Annotated in this window: 15 protein-coding genes; 7 read left to right on the top strand and 8 right to left on the bottom strand. The window is 64.5% G+C overall.

Annotated features, from left to right (window positions below):
* Position 1 precedes the first annotated feature (1 nt).
* Both A3AU_RS0116885 and A3AU_RS0116880 read left to right on the top strand, forming a co-directional pair.
* Positions 2–310, top strand: coding sequence for a DUF1244 domain-containing protein (locus A3AU_RS0116885; RefSeq protein WP_027053905.1), 309 nt, complete (start codon positions 2–4; stop codon positions 308–310).
* A gap of 253 nt (positions 311–563) precedes the next feature.
* Positions 564–1739 carry an MFS transporter gene (locus A3AU_RS0116880; RefSeq protein WP_027053904.1) on the top strand — a complete coding sequence of 392 codons (1176 nt, stop codon included), beginning with the start codon at positions 564–566 and terminating at the stop codon, positions 1737–1739.
* Here A3AU_RS0116880 and A3AU_RS0116875 read toward each other — a convergent pair.
* Complete coding sequence (locus tag A3AU_RS0116875) at positions 1703–2611, bottom strand: LysR family transcriptional regulator (RefSeq protein WP_027053903.1); 909 nt, start codon at positions 2609–2611, stop codon at positions 1703–1705. The genes A3AU_RS0116880 and A3AU_RS0116875 overlap by 37 nt on opposite strands.
* A 117-nt stretch (positions 2612–2728) precedes the next feature.
* On the opposite strand from A3AU_RS0116875, the gene A3AU_RS0116870 reads away from it, so the two are divergent.
* Positions 2729–2923: a DUF680 domain-containing protein gene (locus tag A3AU_RS0116870; RefSeq protein WP_027053902.1), complete on the top strand. Its 195-nt coding sequence runs from the start codon at positions 2729–2731 to the stop codon at positions 2921–2923.
* A 59-nt stretch (positions 2924–2982) separates the two neighbouring features.
* Positions 2983–3942, top strand: coding sequence for an SDR family oxidoreductase (locus tag A3AU_RS0116865; RefSeq protein ID WP_027053901.1), 960 nt, complete (start codon positions 2983–2985; stop codon positions 3940–3942).
* Between the two features lie 86 nt (positions 3943–4028).
* Here A3AU_RS0116865 and A3AU_RS1000000137980 read toward each other — a convergent pair whose 3' ends face one another.
* From A3AU_RS1000000137980 to A3AU_RS0116840, 5 genes are all read right to left on the bottom strand, one after another.
* Positions 4029–4187 carry a DUF3309 family protein gene (locus tag A3AU_RS1000000137980; RefSeq protein WP_032917548.1) on the bottom strand — a complete coding sequence of 53 codons (159 nt, stop codon included), beginning with the start codon at positions 4185–4187 and terminating at the stop codon, positions 4029–4031.
* Positions 4188–4283: 96 nt separating this feature from the next.
* Positions 4284–7460, bottom strand: coding sequence for an efflux RND transporter permease subunit (locus tag A3AU_RS0116855; protein ID WP_027053900.1), 3177 nt, complete (start codon positions 7458–7460; stop codon positions 4284–4286).
* Positions 7461–7538: 78 nt separating this feature from the next.
* Complete coding sequence (locus tag A3AU_RS0116850) at positions 7539–8714, bottom strand: efflux RND transporter periplasmic adaptor subunit (protein ID WP_027053899.1); 1176 nt, start codon at positions 8712–8714, stop codon at positions 7539–7541.
* A gap of 808 nt (positions 8715–9522) precedes the next feature.
* Positions 9523–10653 carry a patatin-like phospholipase family protein gene (locus A3AU_RS0116845; RefSeq protein ID WP_027053898.1) on the bottom strand — a complete coding sequence of 377 codons (1131 nt, stop codon included), beginning with the start codon at positions 10651–10653 and terminating at the stop codon, positions 9523–9525.
* Between the two features lie 206 nt (positions 10654–10859).
* Positions 10860–11948, bottom strand: a complete 1089-nt coding sequence (locus A3AU_RS0116840) for a citrate synthase/methylcitrate synthase (protein WP_027053897.1) — start codon at positions 11946–11948, stop codon at positions 10860–10862.
* 93 nt (positions 11949–12041) lie between these two features.
* Here A3AU_RS0116840 and A3AU_RS0116835 point away from each other — a divergent pair, with 93 nt between their 5' ends.
* Positions 12042–13184 carry a citrate synthase family protein gene (locus A3AU_RS0116835; protein ID WP_027053896.1) on the top strand — a complete coding sequence of 381 codons (1143 nt, stop codon included), beginning with the start codon at positions 12042–12044 and terminating at the stop codon, positions 13182–13184.
* A 15-nt stretch (positions 13185–13199) separates the two neighbouring features.
* Here A3AU_RS0116835 and ftrA read toward each other — a convergent pair whose 3' ends face one another.
* Positions 13200–14222: a transcriptional regulator FtrA gene (ftrA, locus tag A3AU_RS0116830; RefSeq protein ID WP_418001069.1), complete on the bottom strand. Its 1023-nt coding sequence runs from the start codon at positions 14220–14222 to the stop codon at positions 13200–13202.
* Positions 14223–14328: 106 nt separating this feature from the next.
* On the opposite strand from ftrA, the gene A3AU_RS0116825 reads away from it, so the two are divergent.
* Together A3AU_RS0116825 and A3AU_RS01000000135605 are read left to right on the top strand one after the other, a co-directional pair.
* On the top strand, positions 14329–14751 hold the full coding sequence (locus A3AU_RS0116825) for a rhodanese-like domain-containing protein (RefSeq protein ID WP_209444655.1): 423 nt from the start codon (positions 14329–14331) through the stop codon (positions 14749–14751).
* Entirely contained in the window at positions 14748–15239 is a 492-nt protein-coding gene (locus A3AU_RS01000000135605) for a GNAT family N-acetyltransferase (RefSeq protein WP_051355390.1), read from the top strand. The genes A3AU_RS0116825 and A3AU_RS01000000135605 overlap by 4 nt, the downstream gene beginning before the upstream one ends.
* A 45-nt stretch (positions 15240–15284) precedes the next feature.
* On the opposite strand, the gene phaR is transcribed toward A3AU_RS01000000135605, so the two are convergent.
* Entirely contained in the window at positions 15285–15896 is a 612-nt protein-coding gene (phaR, locus tag A3AU_RS0116815; RefSeq protein WP_027053893.1) for a polyhydroxyalkanoate synthesis repressor PhaR, read from the bottom strand.
* Positions 15897–15947: the final 51 nt, after the last annotated feature.

The following is a 15947-nucleotide window of genomic DNA, read 5'->3' as shown; positions in this document are numbered from 1 at the left end:
GATGACCGAACTCAGCGACGAGCAGAAGCGCGACTTCGAGGCGGCGGCCTTTCGCCGGCTGATCGAGCATCTCCGGGAACGCAGCGACGTGCAGAACATCGACCTGATGAACCTCGCCGGCTTCTGCCGCAACTGCCTGTCGAACTGGTATCGCGATGCGGCCAATGCCGAGGGCGTCGATCTCTCCAAGGATCAGTCGCGCGAGATCGTCTACGGCATGCCCTATGCCGACTGGCAGGCGCTCAACCAGACCGAAGCGTCGGATGCCAAGAAGGCGGAGTTCGAGGCCAGGCGGCCGAGGGACCACTGAGCCGAAGCGCCTTGCTCGCGGACCTCACGGCTTCGTCAATCTAGGGTCTACGCGCGTCGCTTCGCTCCTTGCTCCGCCCGTGGATGACGACGTGGAGGATGTTTCGGCCAAGCGCCAACGTAGATAGTCCGCCACGCACGCTCACGGTTACGCTTCATAGCTTGGTCCAAGCCTTTCCCGCTGCAATCGCTTGACTACGAATTGAATCGATCTAATTTGCCGCGCAAAGCCATTTTTGGACCGGATTCGCCTTATGAACGTCTCGAACGCCATGCAAATTGCCATTCGCGGGCGATGGGCCGTGGCGGCCATTTTTCTCGCCAATGGCTTCCTGACCGGCAGCTGGGCGCCGCAGATCCCGGTGTTCCTGACCCGGCTGGACATCTCGAAGTTCACACTCGGCCTGTTGATCCTGTTGTTTGGCGCCGGCGCGGTCACCGCCATGACCTGGTGCGGCCACCTGATCTCGAAACATGGCTCGCGCACCGTGCTGCGCTGGTTCGGCCTTTGCGGCAGCCTCGGCCTGCTTGTCGTGGCGCTGGCGCCCAACGTGCCGCTGGCGGCTATCGCCATGTTCATCTTCGGCGGCTCGATCGGCGGCATGGATGTCGCCATGAACGCCAATGCGGTGGTGGTTGAGCGAAAACTGTCCCGCGCCATCATGTCGTCCTCGCACGGCTTCTGGAGCCTTGGCGGTTTCGCCGGCGGCGCGCTCGGCGGCTTTGCCATTCAACAATACGGCCACCTCGCCCATGCCGCGGTCGTGACCGCGCTTGCCTTCGCGGCGATAGCGCTGGCGGTCGGGTATCTCATCGCCGAGGACAGGCCCCAGGCGGCCGAGCATCACAAATTCGCTCTGCCGGCAAACCCGCTGGTCTACCTGATTGGGCTGATGGCCCTGCTGACGATGATCTCCGAAGGCGCGGTGCTAGACTGGGCGGCGCTGTATCTCCGGCAGGAACTCGGCGCCGATCTTGCCGTCGCCGGTCTTGCCTACGCTGCCTTTTCGGGCGTCATGGCGATCATGCGCTTCTTCGGCGACGGCGTGCGCAACCGCTTCGGCGCGGTGGCGACGCTGCGCGGTTCGGCTATTGTCGCCGCCGCCGGCATGCTGGTCGCCGGCCTGTCGCCCTCACCCTGGCTCGCCATCGCGGCCTTTGCGCTGTGCGGCTTCGGCATCGCCAACATGGTGCCGATCATCTTCTCCGCCGGCGGCAACCAGGAAGGCATGTCATCGGGCACCGGCATGAGCGTCGTCACCACCATGGGCTATTCCGGCATCCTGGTGGCGCCGTCGGCGATCGGCTTCGTCGCCGAACATTCCAGCTTCGGACCTATCTTCATCGCCATGTCGGTGCTGCTGATCGTCGTCTTGCTGATGGCGGGTCTCGCTCACCGCGCCGAATTCGCACCCGCACCCGCCGAGTAGCGCTTCAGTTCCTCGTGCAGGAAATCCGCCACGCGGCGGATGCGCACGCTGCCGCGCACGTCGCGATGCATCGCCAGCCATACCGGCAGCTCGGGCAGCGGCAGGCCGGGCAGCACCTTCTCCACCAGCGGATCGCGATCTGCCAGCGGCGCCTGGCCAAGGCCAATACCATTTCCCGTCCGCACCGCCTCCCACAGGACCATCTGGCTGTCGGCCCTGAAGCGGAAGCTGCTTCGGGTGACCGGAATGCCCAATTGCGTAAAGCCTCGGATCATCTCGTCGCTGCGATCGAAGCCGATCAAGGGGTGATCCACGAGATCGGCTGGCCCGAGCGGGCGGCCGCGCCGATCGAGATAGGCAATGGCCGCGCAGGCACAGAGCGGGATATCGCAGACCTTGCGCGCCACCAGTTCGTTCTGCGCCGGTTTGACCATGCGGATGGCGATGTCGGCATCCCGGCGCAGCAGGTTCTCGACCTGGTTCGACGCGACGATCTCGACCTCGATGCCGGGTTCCTCGATGCCGAGCCGCGCCATCATTTCGGGCAGCACATAGGCCGCCACCACTTCGCTGGCGGCGATGCGCACGGTGCCTTCGATCGCCTCGACCGAACCCAGCGCCAGCCGTGAAAAAGCACTCGCCTGCTCGCTGACCGTCTTGCCGCGCTCGAACAGGGTGGCCCCGGCTTCCGTCAGCGCATAGCCGCTTCGACCACGCCGGAACAGCGTGACGCCGAGCTCCTGTTCCAATTCCGAGATGTGACGCCCAAGCGTTGGCTGGCTGGCCGACAGTTTTCGCGCCGCAGCCGAGAGGCTGCCGGTTTCCGCGACCGTGACGAAGCTCTTGATCAGGTTCCAGTCGATGTCTGCCATTCAAGAATGAATATCAAACCTGCATCCATGGTCAATTTCAATTCATCGATTGGGCAATCATATTCGCCCTGCAAACACCGATACGGATTGCAACCAGCAACCAAGGAGAACTTCGAAATGACCAAGATCGCACTTACCGCCGCCGCCAGCACCGCTTTTGCCGGCAGCGACAAGTATGGCTCGGACAATGCCAGCCAGACGGCCGTCGCCAGCACCGACACCACGATCACCACGTCGATCGGCAAATCCGATGGGACCGATCGGAAGCCGGTCGTCCAAGGCAGCAACCGCGACCTCTTCGGCAAACGCTGAGCCAAGAGAAATCACGAAGCGACGGGCTGGTCCTGTCGCCTCGAACAAGGAGACGAACAATGACCAAGATCGCAATTCTCGGCGCCAACGGCCGGCTCGGCCGCGTGGTTGCCAAAGCCTTCATCGACGCCGGCTTCGATGTCCGCGCCGTCACCCGCACCGGCAAGGGGCCGGCCGAACTCAAGGGCGCCACGGCGGTCACCGGCGATGCGCTGGACCGTCAGTCGCTGATCCGCGCCACCGAAGGCGTCGACATCATCTTCAACGGCCTGAACCCGATCTACACCGATTGGGGCAAATGCCTGCCGATGGCGCAAAATGTCATGGCCGCCTGTCATGCCAACGACGCGCTGCATCTGTTCCCCGGCACCGTCTACAACTACGGCTCGCCGATGCCGGCGGTGATTACGGAAGACACCCCGTTCCATCCGACTACCGAAAAGGGCCGCATCCGCTGCGCCATGGAGGAGCTGTTCCGCCGCGAGGCAGACGCGGGCCACGTGCGCACCATTATCTTACGGGCTGGCGATTTCTTCGGCGGCACCGGCAGCGGCTCCTGGTTCGACCTTGTCGTCGCTGCCAAGATAAGCAAAGGCGTCTACACCGCGCCCGGCCCGGCCGACCTCGTGCATGAATGGGCCTATCTCCCGGATTTCGCCGTGGGCTTCGTCGCGCTGGCCAAGAACCTCGACAAGCTCGGCTCCTATGAGGCGCTGAACTTTCCGGGCCACGCGGTCACCGACCTGCGGATCAAGGCGGCCGCGGAGAAGGCCGTCGGCCGTTCGCTCAAGATGACGTCGATGCCTTGGTGGGTGTTACGTGCCGGCAGCCCGTTCGTGGCGATGTGGCGCGAGATCGTCTCGATGTCCTACCTGCGCTTCGAACCGCACCAGCTGGCTTCGACGCGGCTGGAGAGCATCATCGGTGAGATCCCACATACGCCACTGGATCAGGCTGTCGCCCAGGCTCTCGGCGACATCGGCATCGCCACTGTGAACGGCGTTTCGAAAGCTGCCTGAACGCTCTATCTCTCTGTTTTGACGCAATTCCGAAGGGAAAGCGGTTTGACACTTTTCCAGCAATTGCTCGAGGGCGGCGAGCCAACTCAGAGCCGCCCCATCAGCAGCAACACCAGAACCACTACCAGCACCACGCCAAGAATACCCGACGGTCCATAACCCCACGAGCGCGAATGCGGCCACGCCGGCACCGCGCCGATGATGACAAGGATCAGGACGATGATGACGATGGTGCTGATCGGCATGAAGAGACCCCGCGTGTGAATTCGTGCGGGGGAACAATGCAAAAGGCCGCCCGGTTGTTCCGGGCGGCCTTTTGCATTCCAAATCACGCAGCCTGCCTATTCGGCGGCTTTCGGAAAGGCGATCGCGGGTTCCGCGCCGGCTTCCGCTGCCGTCGCCTCCGACGATATCTCGCCCTTGCCGCGCCGGAACAGCCGGCTTAACAAGCCGCGCCGCGCACCGGGCTTGACCTTGGCGCGGGTGAACACCATCAGCATCGACGGCGTCACCACCAGCGTCAGCACGGTGGCGAAGGACAGGCCGAAGACGATGGCCGAGGAAAGCGAAATCCACCATTGCGTCGACGGCGCGTTGATCGTCGTCTCGTGATGGAAGATTTCCAGCCCCAGGCCGAAGGCGATCGGCAGCACGCCGAGGATGGCCGACACCGCCGTCAGCACCACCGGACGCGCACGCTCGCGGCAGGTCTGCAGCACCGCGTCCATCTTGTCCCAGCCTTCTTCACGCAGCCGGTCATAGGTATCGATCAGCACGATGTTGTTGTTCACCACGACGCCGGCCAGCGCGATGACGCCGATACCAGACATGACGATGCCGAACGTCTCGCCGGTGATCAGCAGGCCAAGGAAAACGCCGATCGTCGCCATGACCACGCAGGACAGTACCAGCCAGACGCTGGTGAACTTGTTGAACTGCGCCAGCAGCACCAGGAAGATCAGGAAGATCGCGGCACCAAAGGCCTTGCTGAGGAAGGCGCTGGCTTCGGCGCTGTCCTCGTTGGAGCCGGCCAGCTTCCAGCGGATGCCGCTGCCGAGGCCCATGTCGGTGACGGCCTGGGTAACCTCCTGCTGGACGGCGGCGACCTGGGCGCCAGCCGTAACGTTGGCCTGCACCACCACGGTGCGGGCGCCGTCTATGCGGTTGAGGATGCCGACGCTCGGCTTCGCCTTGCGGACGACAAAGTTCGAGATCGGCACCGATCCTTGCGAGGTCTGCACCCTGAGCTCGGCGAGCGTGGACAGCGTGCGCCGGTCCTCCGGCAGGCGCAGCCGGATGTCGACCGCCTTGTCGGCGCCGGCAGGCCGGTATTCCGACAGCTTCAGACCATTGGTGACGAGCTGCACCACCGTACCAACCGAAGTCGGGCTGATACCGTATTGCGCGGCCTTGGCCCGGTCGACCTCGAGCGCCCAGTCGACGCCGGGCGGCGGCAGGCCGTCGGAAATGTCGATGACGCCAGGCACCTTGGCAATGCGCGCGGCAACGGCCCGAGCCTTGTCGTCGAGCCCCTTGGGATCGACCGCCGAAAGCCTGATCTGGATCGGCTTGCCGGTCGGCGGCCCGGCTTCGGGAACGCGAACCTCGACGTCGACGCCGGGAATGCCGGCCATGACGCCGCGCAGATCGTTCAGGATATCATTGGCCGATTTGCGTTCGCGCCAGTCGATGAACTCATACTGGATGACACCGACGACGTCCTCCGGCACATCCTGGCCGCCGCCTTGCGACTTGCCGACGCGGGTATAGACCGACTTGATGCCGGGCCAGCCGAGCAGCCTGTTTTCGGCAATCTTGGTCGCCGTGTCCATTTCGGCCAGCGAAAGGTTGCCGCGGGCATGCACGTAGAGCAGGCCGTAGTCGGGCTCGACACTCGGGAAGAACTCGACGCCGGCACCGTACTTCGAATAGCCGACGAAGATGCCGGCCAGCAGGACGACGGTGAGCACCATCACGGTGATGGGGAAGCGTACCGCCTGTTTGACGACAGCCATGTACCAGCCATCGCGATTGCCATCCTCGTGATGCTGCGGCGCCTTGGCGAAGATTGCGCCCAGTGTCGGCGCGAAGACCAGCGCATAGAGCATCGATGCCGACAGTGTGACGATCAGCGTGATCGGCATGTACTTCATGAAATCGCCGATGATGCCGGGCCAGAACAGCAATGGCGAGAAGGCGGCGATGCGCGTCATCGTCGCCGCGATGACCGGACCGGCCATGCGCTTGGCGGCGAGCGCGAAAGCTTCCTGCTTCGGCATACCCTCGCTCATGCGCCGTTCGGCGAATTCGGTGACGATGATGGCATCGTCGACCAGCATGCCGACCGCCAGGATGAGGCTGAACAGCACGATCATGTTGATCGTGTAGCCCATCATCGCCAACAGCAGGATGCCGATCAGGAAGGATGATGGAATGGCCAGCCCGATGAGCAGTGAGGCACGCCCGGACAGCGCGTAGAGGATGACGATGAACACCAGGATGACGGCGATCATCACGTGATTCTGCAGGTCGCCGAGCAGCTGGTTGACGAAGACCGACTTGTCCTGCGTGTAGGTGACGTGCATGCCCTCGGGCATGGTCTTGACGAAGGTGTCGGACACCTCCCTGACCTTCGTCAGCGTGTCGATCAGATTGGCGCCGATGCGCTTCTTCACCTCGATGGCGATGGCCGGCTTGCCGTTGAGGCGCGTGATCGTCGTGGCGTCGGCGAAGGTCGAACGGATCGTCGCTATGTCCTTGGCCTGCACGACGGCATTGGGGCCGGCAACGACCGGCAGCGCCGCCACATCCTCGGGCGTTTCGATCAGCGACGGCACTTTGACGGCGTATTTGCCTTCGGAGCCTTCGATATTGCCGGCGGCGACCAGGCTGTTGGAAGCGCCGACGGCACCGATCAGCTGGTCGAGCTGCAAGCCATAGGACGACAGCTTCATCGGATCGATGACGACTTCGACGAGATCGTCGCGCGAGCCCTGCAGCGAGCCTTCGAGAACACCGGGCACCTCTTCGATGCGGTCGCGCAATTCACGCGCTGCGGCGGTCAGCACGCGTTCGGGCAGATCGCCCGACAGTGTGACTACCAGCACAGGGAATTCGGAGATGTTGATTTCGGTGACGACAGGCTCCTCAGCCGCCTGCGGAAGGTCGGCCTTGCCGTCCTGTACCTTGGAGCGCGTGTCTTGCAGCGCTGTCGCCAGGTTCGTCTGCGGCTGGAACTCGACCATTACATAGCCGCCGCCCTGGAAGGCGGCCGAGCGCATCTCCTTGAGGCCTTTGAGGCTCTTCAGCTTGTTTTCCATCGGTCGCAGCAGAAGTCGCTCGGAATCCTCCGGCGAGATGCCCTGATAGATCAGGCTGACATACATATTCGGAACCGGAACATCCGGCTCCGCTTCCTTCGGCGTCGACTGATAGGCGAACCCGCCAGCGATTAAGAGGAAGACGAGGACCGCGATGGTCAGGCGGGCGTTGTTGATCGCGAGTTTGACGATATCCATGGCTTGTGCCTGCTGTTGCGCGGGGGAGTGGCGAACGGACTGCCGTCGCAGGGCAAGGCCCGGCGCTGGCGCCCTGCGCTACTGCGTCCCCGCGGTGGCTTCGCCGATCAGCTTGTTGATGGTCGCCTGGTCGGCCTCGACGGGCTTGACCTCATCGCCTTCCTTCACCAGCTCCTGACCGGCAACGATGATGCGCGCATCGGCCGGGATGCCGCCAAGCACGAGGCCGGTCGGCGTGTCGTCGACCAGGTCGATCGGGAAGAACGCCACCTTGTTGTCCTTGCCGACGGCGCGGATGCCGAGATCGCCCTTGTCGCCGAGCGTCACCACCGAACGCGGCAAAAGCACCGCGTCGGTCGGCAGCGCGCTGAGCTGGATTTCCGCCGTCATGCCGGCCGGCACGGAGCCGTCGGCATTGGGAATGGCGACCTCGATACGGAAGGTGCGGGTCGCCGACGACGCATCGCGGCTGATGTAGCGCACCGTGCCTTCGACCGTCTGGCCGCCGACCAGCCGCACATTGGCCTTGTCGCCGAGCTTGAGATAGCCGAGGTCGCGCTCGCTGATCTCGCCGCGCGCGATCACCGGATCGAGCTTGAGGATGGTCGCCACCTCGCCGCCCTGCATGACGGAGCTGCCCAGTTCCACCGGCACCCGGTCGATGACGCCGTCGAACGGCGCCTTGACTTCGTTGCGGTCGAGCTCGGCCTGCGCGGTATCCAGCTGCGACTGCGCCAGGGTCAGATTGGAGCGGGCGGTGTCGAGCTGCAGCTTGGGCAGATTGCCGGTCTTCATCAGCCGCAGCGACGCGTCCAGCTCCGCCTGGCGCTGCGCCACAAGCTGCTTGGCGTTGTCGACCATCGAGATCTTTTCTTCCGCCGCGAGCATCAGCACCAGGTCGCCAGTCTTGACGTGATCGCCTTGCTTGACTGGCAGCTTGTCGATCACGCCGGCGACACGCGTTGCGAGCACCGCGCGCTTGTCGGCCTCGGTCAGCCCGGAAATGCGGATGGCGCGCGCATAGGTCTTGCGCGGCGGCGTCACCACCGCGACGGTGCGCAACACCGCCTTCGGTTCGGCTTCCGCCGCCTTCGGCCTGCTGGCGTCTGGCGCCTTGCCTTGCTCGACTTCGGCTGCCTTGGCCTTGTTTGCGGCAACGCTGCCGACCGATGAGAACTCGCCAGTCCCCATCCAGGCCGCGAAGCCAATGAGCACAACAATGGCTGCAAGCTTGTGAAACCTGATCTTAGGCATCGTCATTTGTCCACTGCGGGTTCGGCCAGCACCGCGCCTTCATAGCGCGGGCGCGTCGCCGATATGGGTGCGCGCCTGACCGGGTTCAAATTGCCGTGATCGGCGAGCGCGCTTCTACATCAAAGTTGCACCGCAATATAGTCCGAAAGTTGCAGCAGCATTGCGTGACCGGGCAAGGTGTGGCCGCCGGGAAACGGTTCTCGATCTGCTAAAATACTGGTTCAGTGGCCTCGCTGCCAGCTCACGATCCGCCTTTACTGACCAGCCTCAAACGACTGATCTGTCATTGGCGACGGGCAGCGCGATGCACGCCGGGATGGAGCCGTCATCCTCGCTGGATACTTTACGAGGATACCCATTTCGAGGAACGGGCCAGAAGATTTTTGGCCAGCGAAGCAATATCGAAGCGCGGCTTCGTGAAGTTGGCTAATACATTGAAATTCCTGGCAAAAGGCCAAAGCGAGCCAATAAGGCGAGGTTCTCCGAGGCAGGTCGCCGGCATAGGGTCCGGCGCCGCGAGGCGTCGACACGCTGCCGCGCGGAATGTCGGGGATCGGCAAGGCCCACCGGTTCGCGGTGAACGCCGGGCACGGTGCGGCTGCGCAAACCCGGACTATTTTCCGTGCCGGTCGCAGAGGTTGGTGTGGACCGCTCCGCGCACCACTGTCCAGCCATGCCGTGCGACAGCGCGCAACGTCGCTGGCAGCAGGCGTCAGCATGATGAAGCCTCCCACACACGCGAAGGTTGTCGCCCCGCCGGATCGCCGGATTGCCAGGCGCCATCCAATGACAGCGGGCGCCGGCGGGTTCAGGCCCGGCGGCGCTCCGCCTCCGGGTTCTTGCGCGCGGCAAGAAACTCCTTGACCCGGCGGCCGGGTGCTGGACCACGCACCGGCTTGTAGCCATCGCCGAGTTCGCCGGAAAGATCCAGCGTCGGCCGCTTGCCGACGGCGTCGTAGTTTTCCTCCAGCCAGTCGCTGGCGGCGGTGCGGCCGAGATCTCTGAGATAGCTCAGGAACGCCCATTCGGCATTGACCTTGGACGAAGCCGACAGATCCTTGAACGCCTCGTCGGCATCGATGCGGTGCATGCGGATGTCGCGGTATTCGCCATGCGGCAGGCGGCCGGCGGCGATCAGTTCCTTGACGAAGGCGATCGACCGGAATTCGCGCAACAGCCCCGCGTTGAAGGTGATCTCGTCGATCCGGTTCTGGATCTCGTTGGCGCTCTTTGGCGTGCCCTCGCGCACCACCGGATTGATCTGCACCAAAAGCACATCCTCGGTCGCCGCCGACTTGAAGAACGGGAACAGCGCCGGATTGCCGCCATAGCCGCCATCCCAATAGGGTACGCCCTTGATCTCGACGGCGCGGAACAGTTGCGGCAGGCAGGCCGAGGCCATCACCGTGTCGAGGTCGATCTCGCCGTCGGAGAACACCCGCAACTGCCCGGTCTCGACATTGGTGGCGGAGATGAACAGCTCCATCGACTTGCAGGCGCGGACATTCTTGAAGTCGATCTCCTGCTCCACCACGTCGCGCAGCGGATTGAGGCCGAGCGGGTTGGCGACATAGGGCGAGAACACCCGAGACATGGTGTCGAAGACGACGTAGCCCGGCGTGTTCTCGATCGACCAATTGCCCCAGGCGACGTCCCACGGCATCCGTTGCACCGGGCTGAACCGGCCTTTCGCCGCCACGGCACGCCAGAAATCGTGCAGCTTCTTGCGCGCCCCGTCGACACCGCCGCGCACATATCCGTCGGCCAGCGCCACGGCGTTCATGGCGCCGGCGCTGGTGCCGGAGACGGCCGATATCTCCAGCCTGCCATCCTCCAGCAGCCGGTCGAGCACACCCCAGGAAAAGGCGCCGTGCGAGCCGCCGCCCTGAAGCGCGATGTTGATCCTCTTCTTTTCCTCCGCCTTGCCGTTCTTCGTCATGGCGTTCCTGTCATGCTGATGCGCCAAGCTGCCCTCACGTCATTGAAAGGAAGCAACTTCCGGCGCCCTATGTTGCAGTGCAGCATATAAGGACGGACCAAGGCAAGAACACGAACACGGTCGCGTGATCACATCAAATTTCGGTCATGCGGAAAAGCCCCTCCGCTTCAAGCGGAGGGGCTGGCTTCTCTAATCGGCAGGGAAGCCTAAGCGACCAGATCCGGCACGGGGCCGATATAGCGCGATTGCGGGCGGATCAGCCGTCCGGTCGTCTGCTGTTCGCGCGCGTGTGCGATCCAGCCGCAAACGCGGCCGGCGGCAAAGACGTTGCTGAAAGCCTGCGGCGGAAAACCCGCCGCTTCCAGCACCAGCGCGGTGTAGAACTCGACATTGGTCTGCAGCGAGCGCTGCGGCTTGGCGATCCGCAGCACCTCGAGCGCCGTCTGCTCGACCTTTTCGGCGAAAGCCAGCCGTCGGCCGGTCTCACCCTCGCCGCCGAGCTGCCGCACAACCGCTTTGAGGACATCGGCGCGCGGATCGCGCACGCGGTAGATGCGATGGCCGAAACCCATGATGCGCCTGCCATGCGCGATCTCGTCGCGCAGCCAGCCGGCCGCGTCGCCATGCGCCTCGATCGCGTCGAGCATTTCGATGACCGGGCCGGGCGCGCCTCCATGCAGCGGCCCCTTGAGCGCGCCGAGACCTGCCAGCACCGACGAAGTCAGCCCGGCCAATGTCGAAGCGACGACGCGGGTGGCGAAGGTCGAGGCGTTGAGACCATGGTCGCAGACGGTCACCAGATAGGTGTCGAGCGCCTTTGCCATCGCCGGCGATGGAACGGAACCCCTGAGCATCCGCAGCATGTCGACGGCATGACCAGCCTTGTCGTCCGGCGCCACCGGCTGCTCACCGCGCCGCAGGCGCAGCAGAGCAGGCGTCAGCACCGCCGGCGCCGCGATCAGCCGCAAGGCGTCCGTCAGGGTCTCGCCGTCGGGCAAAAGAGCCATCCCTGCGCGCATGGCGCTGTAAACGTCAAGCGGCGCCAGCAAGGTCAGCGAAGGCAGGAGCCGGTCGAACACCTCGCCGCGGGCCTCGCCCAGCCTCGCCGCCAGTTCGGCATCACCAGGCAGATCCTCGAAGAAGCCATCGAGCAGCAGGCGCACCACTTCCGGATAATTCCATCGTCCGGCCAGTTCCGGCAGCGAATGGCCGCGGATCGTCAGGCGGCCGCCCAGGCCATCCACGTCGGACAGCACGGTTTCGGCCGCCACCACATCATCGAGCCCATTCGCCATGGCCTTGTCTCCTTGAAGCTTTTGCGGATCGGAGATAGAGCTAGGCAAAGCGGTCATCAATCTTGATCAATAGAATCAATATCAAGGCCAGAAATGTCGGAATGGTTGTCGCGGGAGGAGGCGCTGGAGAGGCTCAAGGTGCGGCCGCAGACGCTCTATGCCTATGTCAGCCGCGGGCGCATCGGCATGCGCCCGGACCGCGGCGATCCGCGCCGCAGCGAATATCGCGCCGACGACATCGCAGCACTTGCAACGCGCAGGGCACGCGGACGCAGACCCTCGGCCATAGCCGAAAGCGCCATTGCCTGGGGTGAGCCGTCGATCGTCACCGCGGTCTCGACCGTTTGGCACGGCCAGCTCATCTATCGCGGCAAGGCCGCCGCCACGCTGTCCAACCATGCCACGCTGGAGGAGACCGCCAGCGTGCTTTGGGCCCTGCCTGAACCGGTCCATTTCGAAGCGCCTGCGCCGGATGCACCGCATCAGTTCGGCCGCGCCCAGGCCTTTGCACAACTCGCCTTGCTCGCCGGTCAGGGGCGACCCTCGCTTGGGCGCAGCGCCGCCTCGCTGTGCGCAGACGCCGCGCGCGCAATCGGCACGCTCGCCGGCGCCCTTGGCGCTTCGGCGGGACCGGATCCGGTGCATCGGCGACTGGCGCGGGGCTGGTCAGTCGATGATGGCGGCGCCGAAGCGATCCGCCGCGCCCTCGTGCTGCTCGCAGATCACGAACTCAACGCCTCGACCTTCGCCGCCCGCGTCGCGGCCTCGACCGGCGCCTCGCCGGCCGCTTGCCTGCTGGCCGGCCTCGCGACACTTTCGGGCCCGCGGCACGGTGGGGCCGGCGAAGCCGTGATGCAGTTGGCGGAGGATGCGGCGCGCCATGGCGCCGATGCCACGATCCGGCGCTGGCTTGGCCATGACCGGCCGCTGCCTGGGTTCGGCCATCAGCTTTATCCCGAGGGCGATCCCCGGGCCACGGCGCTTCTGTCGGCCATCGGCAATACCGACGAGACCTTGCGCGCACTGGAAGCGGCCGCCACTGCCGCGACCGGCGCCCGCCCGAACATCGATTTTGCCTTGGCCGTGCTGACGCGCGGCCTCGGTCTGCCGCGCGACGCGCCCTTTCATTTGTTCGCGCTCGGACGCAGCGTCGGCTGGGCCGCGCACATGGTCGAGCAGATCGTCAGCGGCAGCATCATCCGGCCGCGCGGCCGCTATGAGGGACTGTTGCCCTGACGGCGGGCGAAACCGTCAGGTGGCGTTGGTCCCGAACCGCGCCCGGTACGCGGCGGGCGTGGTCGAGAATTGTTGACGAAAGTGATGCCGCAACGTCGCCGCCGCGCCAAATCCGGCGGTCTCGGCAATCCGCTCGATCGGCATGCTCGTGTCTTCCAGCAGCGTGCGCGCCCGCGAAAGCCGTTCCGAAAGCAGCCAGCGCGCCGGCGTGACGCCGGTTGCGGCCGCGAACCGGCGCAGAAATGTCCGCTCGCTCATCCCGGCCAGGCCGGCCAGGATGGCGACGGGATAATCGGCGGAAATATTGGCGCGCATCCTGTCGATCAACGGTCCAAGCCGGCTGCGTTCATGGATCTCGGGAACCGAGTTCTCGACATACTGCGCCTGGCCGCCATCCCGATGTGGCGGCACGACCAGTCGGCGCGCAACCATGTTGGCCGCCTTGGTGCCGAAGTCGCGCCGCACCAGGTGCAGGCACAGATCGATGCCGGCAGCACTTCCGGCCGATGTCAGCACACTTCCCTCATCGATATACAAGACGTCCGGGACCACGGCGATGTGGGGATACATCTCCCTCAGCCTCTCGCTGTAGCGCCAATGCGTGGTCGCCCTCTTGCCTGCCAGCAGGCCGGCCGCGGCAAGCACGAAGACGCCCGAGCAGATGGACAGAATGCGTGCGCCCCGCTCGCTGGCCTTGCGAAGCGCTTCGATCAACAATGGCGGCACAGGACAATCCACACCGCGCCATCCAGGCACGATCACCGTGCCGGCCTCGCCGATCAGATCGGGCCCGCCATCGGCGACGATGCGCACACCGCCCATCGCGCGCATTTCACCGGCATCTATGCCGGCGACGGCGAAGCGGTACCAATCCGCGCCCATCTCCGGCCTGGGCAAGGCGAACATTTCGGCCGCCACGCCAAATTCGAACGTGCACAACCCGTCATAGGCAACGGCAACGACAAGCCGATTGGCAAGGGGTGGATTAGTGGGGGGTGGATTAATGGGGCGCGGATTGGCGAGAGGCAAGTTTGGCATGATCTTGACGATATATGGCAAAGCTGCCAGCTGCAATCGCCTGGCTCGCCGCGCTATCTCGGATCCATCAACGGATGGAGACCAGCTCCGTCAGAGATGGAGACATTTGATGAGCTACGTGACAGACATACCGGCGGCATCGCCGGAGATTGCCCGGGACCATTTCCTGCACCGGCTTTCCGTCGAGACCGACTGTTCCGACGTCGCCGCCACTCTACGCGCCGGCGAGCCGGACTTTGTCCTGCTGCACGTGGTTGGTTCGCCGCAAGCCTATGAACGCCGCCATGTGCCGGGCGCCCTGCATCTACCGCACCGCGAGATATCGGCCGGGCGGATGGCGGAATGGCCGGCAGGCACGCTGTTCGTGGTCTATTGCGCCGGCCCGCATTGCAATGGCGCGGATCGGGCGGCCTTCAGACTTGCCAGCCTCGGCTTGCCGGTCAAGATCATGATCGGTGGCATTTCAGGCTGGCAGGACGAAGAGCTTGCTTTCGCCTCGGGCAAGGAGCCTGGTACTTTTCCGGCATGATCCAAACGCGGAGCCCGGCGGGCAAAACGGCGACGGTTATCGTGCGTCCGTTCGAGCGGCGGGATGTCGGCGCGGTGCTCGTCCTCATGCGGGCGCTGGCGGTGTTCGAGGGCTATGACGACAAGTTCCGCGTCACCGAAGCGGACATCGTCGAGCATGGGCTCGGACCATCGCCCCGCTTAGGCGTGTTGGTGGCGGAAGTCGACGCGGCGATCGTCGGCATCGCCGTCCACTATCTCATACCCTGGACCTACGATCTGAAGCCGGTCGTGGTGCTCAAGGAACTCTACGTCGCCGGGGCGGCGCGCGGCATGTCGGTTGGACATGCCCTTGTCGGCCGGCTCCGCGACCATGCCATCGGCATTGGCGCATCCGCCATCAAGTGGACGGTGTTGCGATCCAACGAGCCGGCCAAGGCATTCTACCGCTCGCTCGACGGGCAGGCAGACGACATCTGGGAATTATGGCAGCTCACGATCGACGGGTAAGGCAAGGGCCGGATCTGGCCCAAGCCTTGCCGATGACCAGCCGGCTCACGACATCGTGTCGAGTTTGCGCTGCATGGCCGCGATCTGATCCTTCAGCTGTTGCAGATCGTCGGGCTTTTCGGGCTGCGCTTCTTTCCTGGCCGGTTCGGCAGGGGCCGCTGCGGGCGCCGAGCCCGCGGGCGGAAACGGTGTGAACAGCCGCATCGCGTTCTGGAACATTTCCATGTTGCGTCGCGTCTGCTCTTCCAGCGCCTTCATCGGCGTCGCCATCTTCATGACGTCGAGCGGCGACTTGCCGATGGTGCCCTTCATCTGCTCGCGAAACCGCTCCTGCTCCTTGGAAAAGGCGATCATCGACTGTTCGAGGAAGCTCGGCACGATCATCTGCATCTGGTCGCCATAGAAGGCGATCAACTGGCGCAGGAACGGGATCGGCAGCATGTTCTGCCCATCCTTGTTCTCAAGCTCGAAAATGATCTGTGTCAGCACCGGATGCGTGATGTCGTCACCGGTCTTGGCATCCTGGACGGTGAACTCCTCGCCCTTCTTGACCATTTCGGCCAGGTCCTCGAGCGTCACATAGGTGCTCGTCCCCGTATTATAGAGGCGGCGATTGGCGTATTTCTTGATAATGATCGGGTCGTCTTTTGCGGCCATCTGCATCCTCCCCGGACACCGGCGCGCCTGAGTAAGCAGCCGGTAACGATT

The sequence above is a fragment of the Mesorhizobium erdmanii USDA 3471 genome, assembly GCF_000472705.1.
Classification (GTDB): Bacteria; Pseudomonadota; Alphaproteobacteria; order Rhizobiales; family Rhizobiaceae; genus Mesorhizobium; species Mesorhizobium erdmanii.
This window is presented reverse-complemented; position numbering and strand designations above follow the sequence as displayed.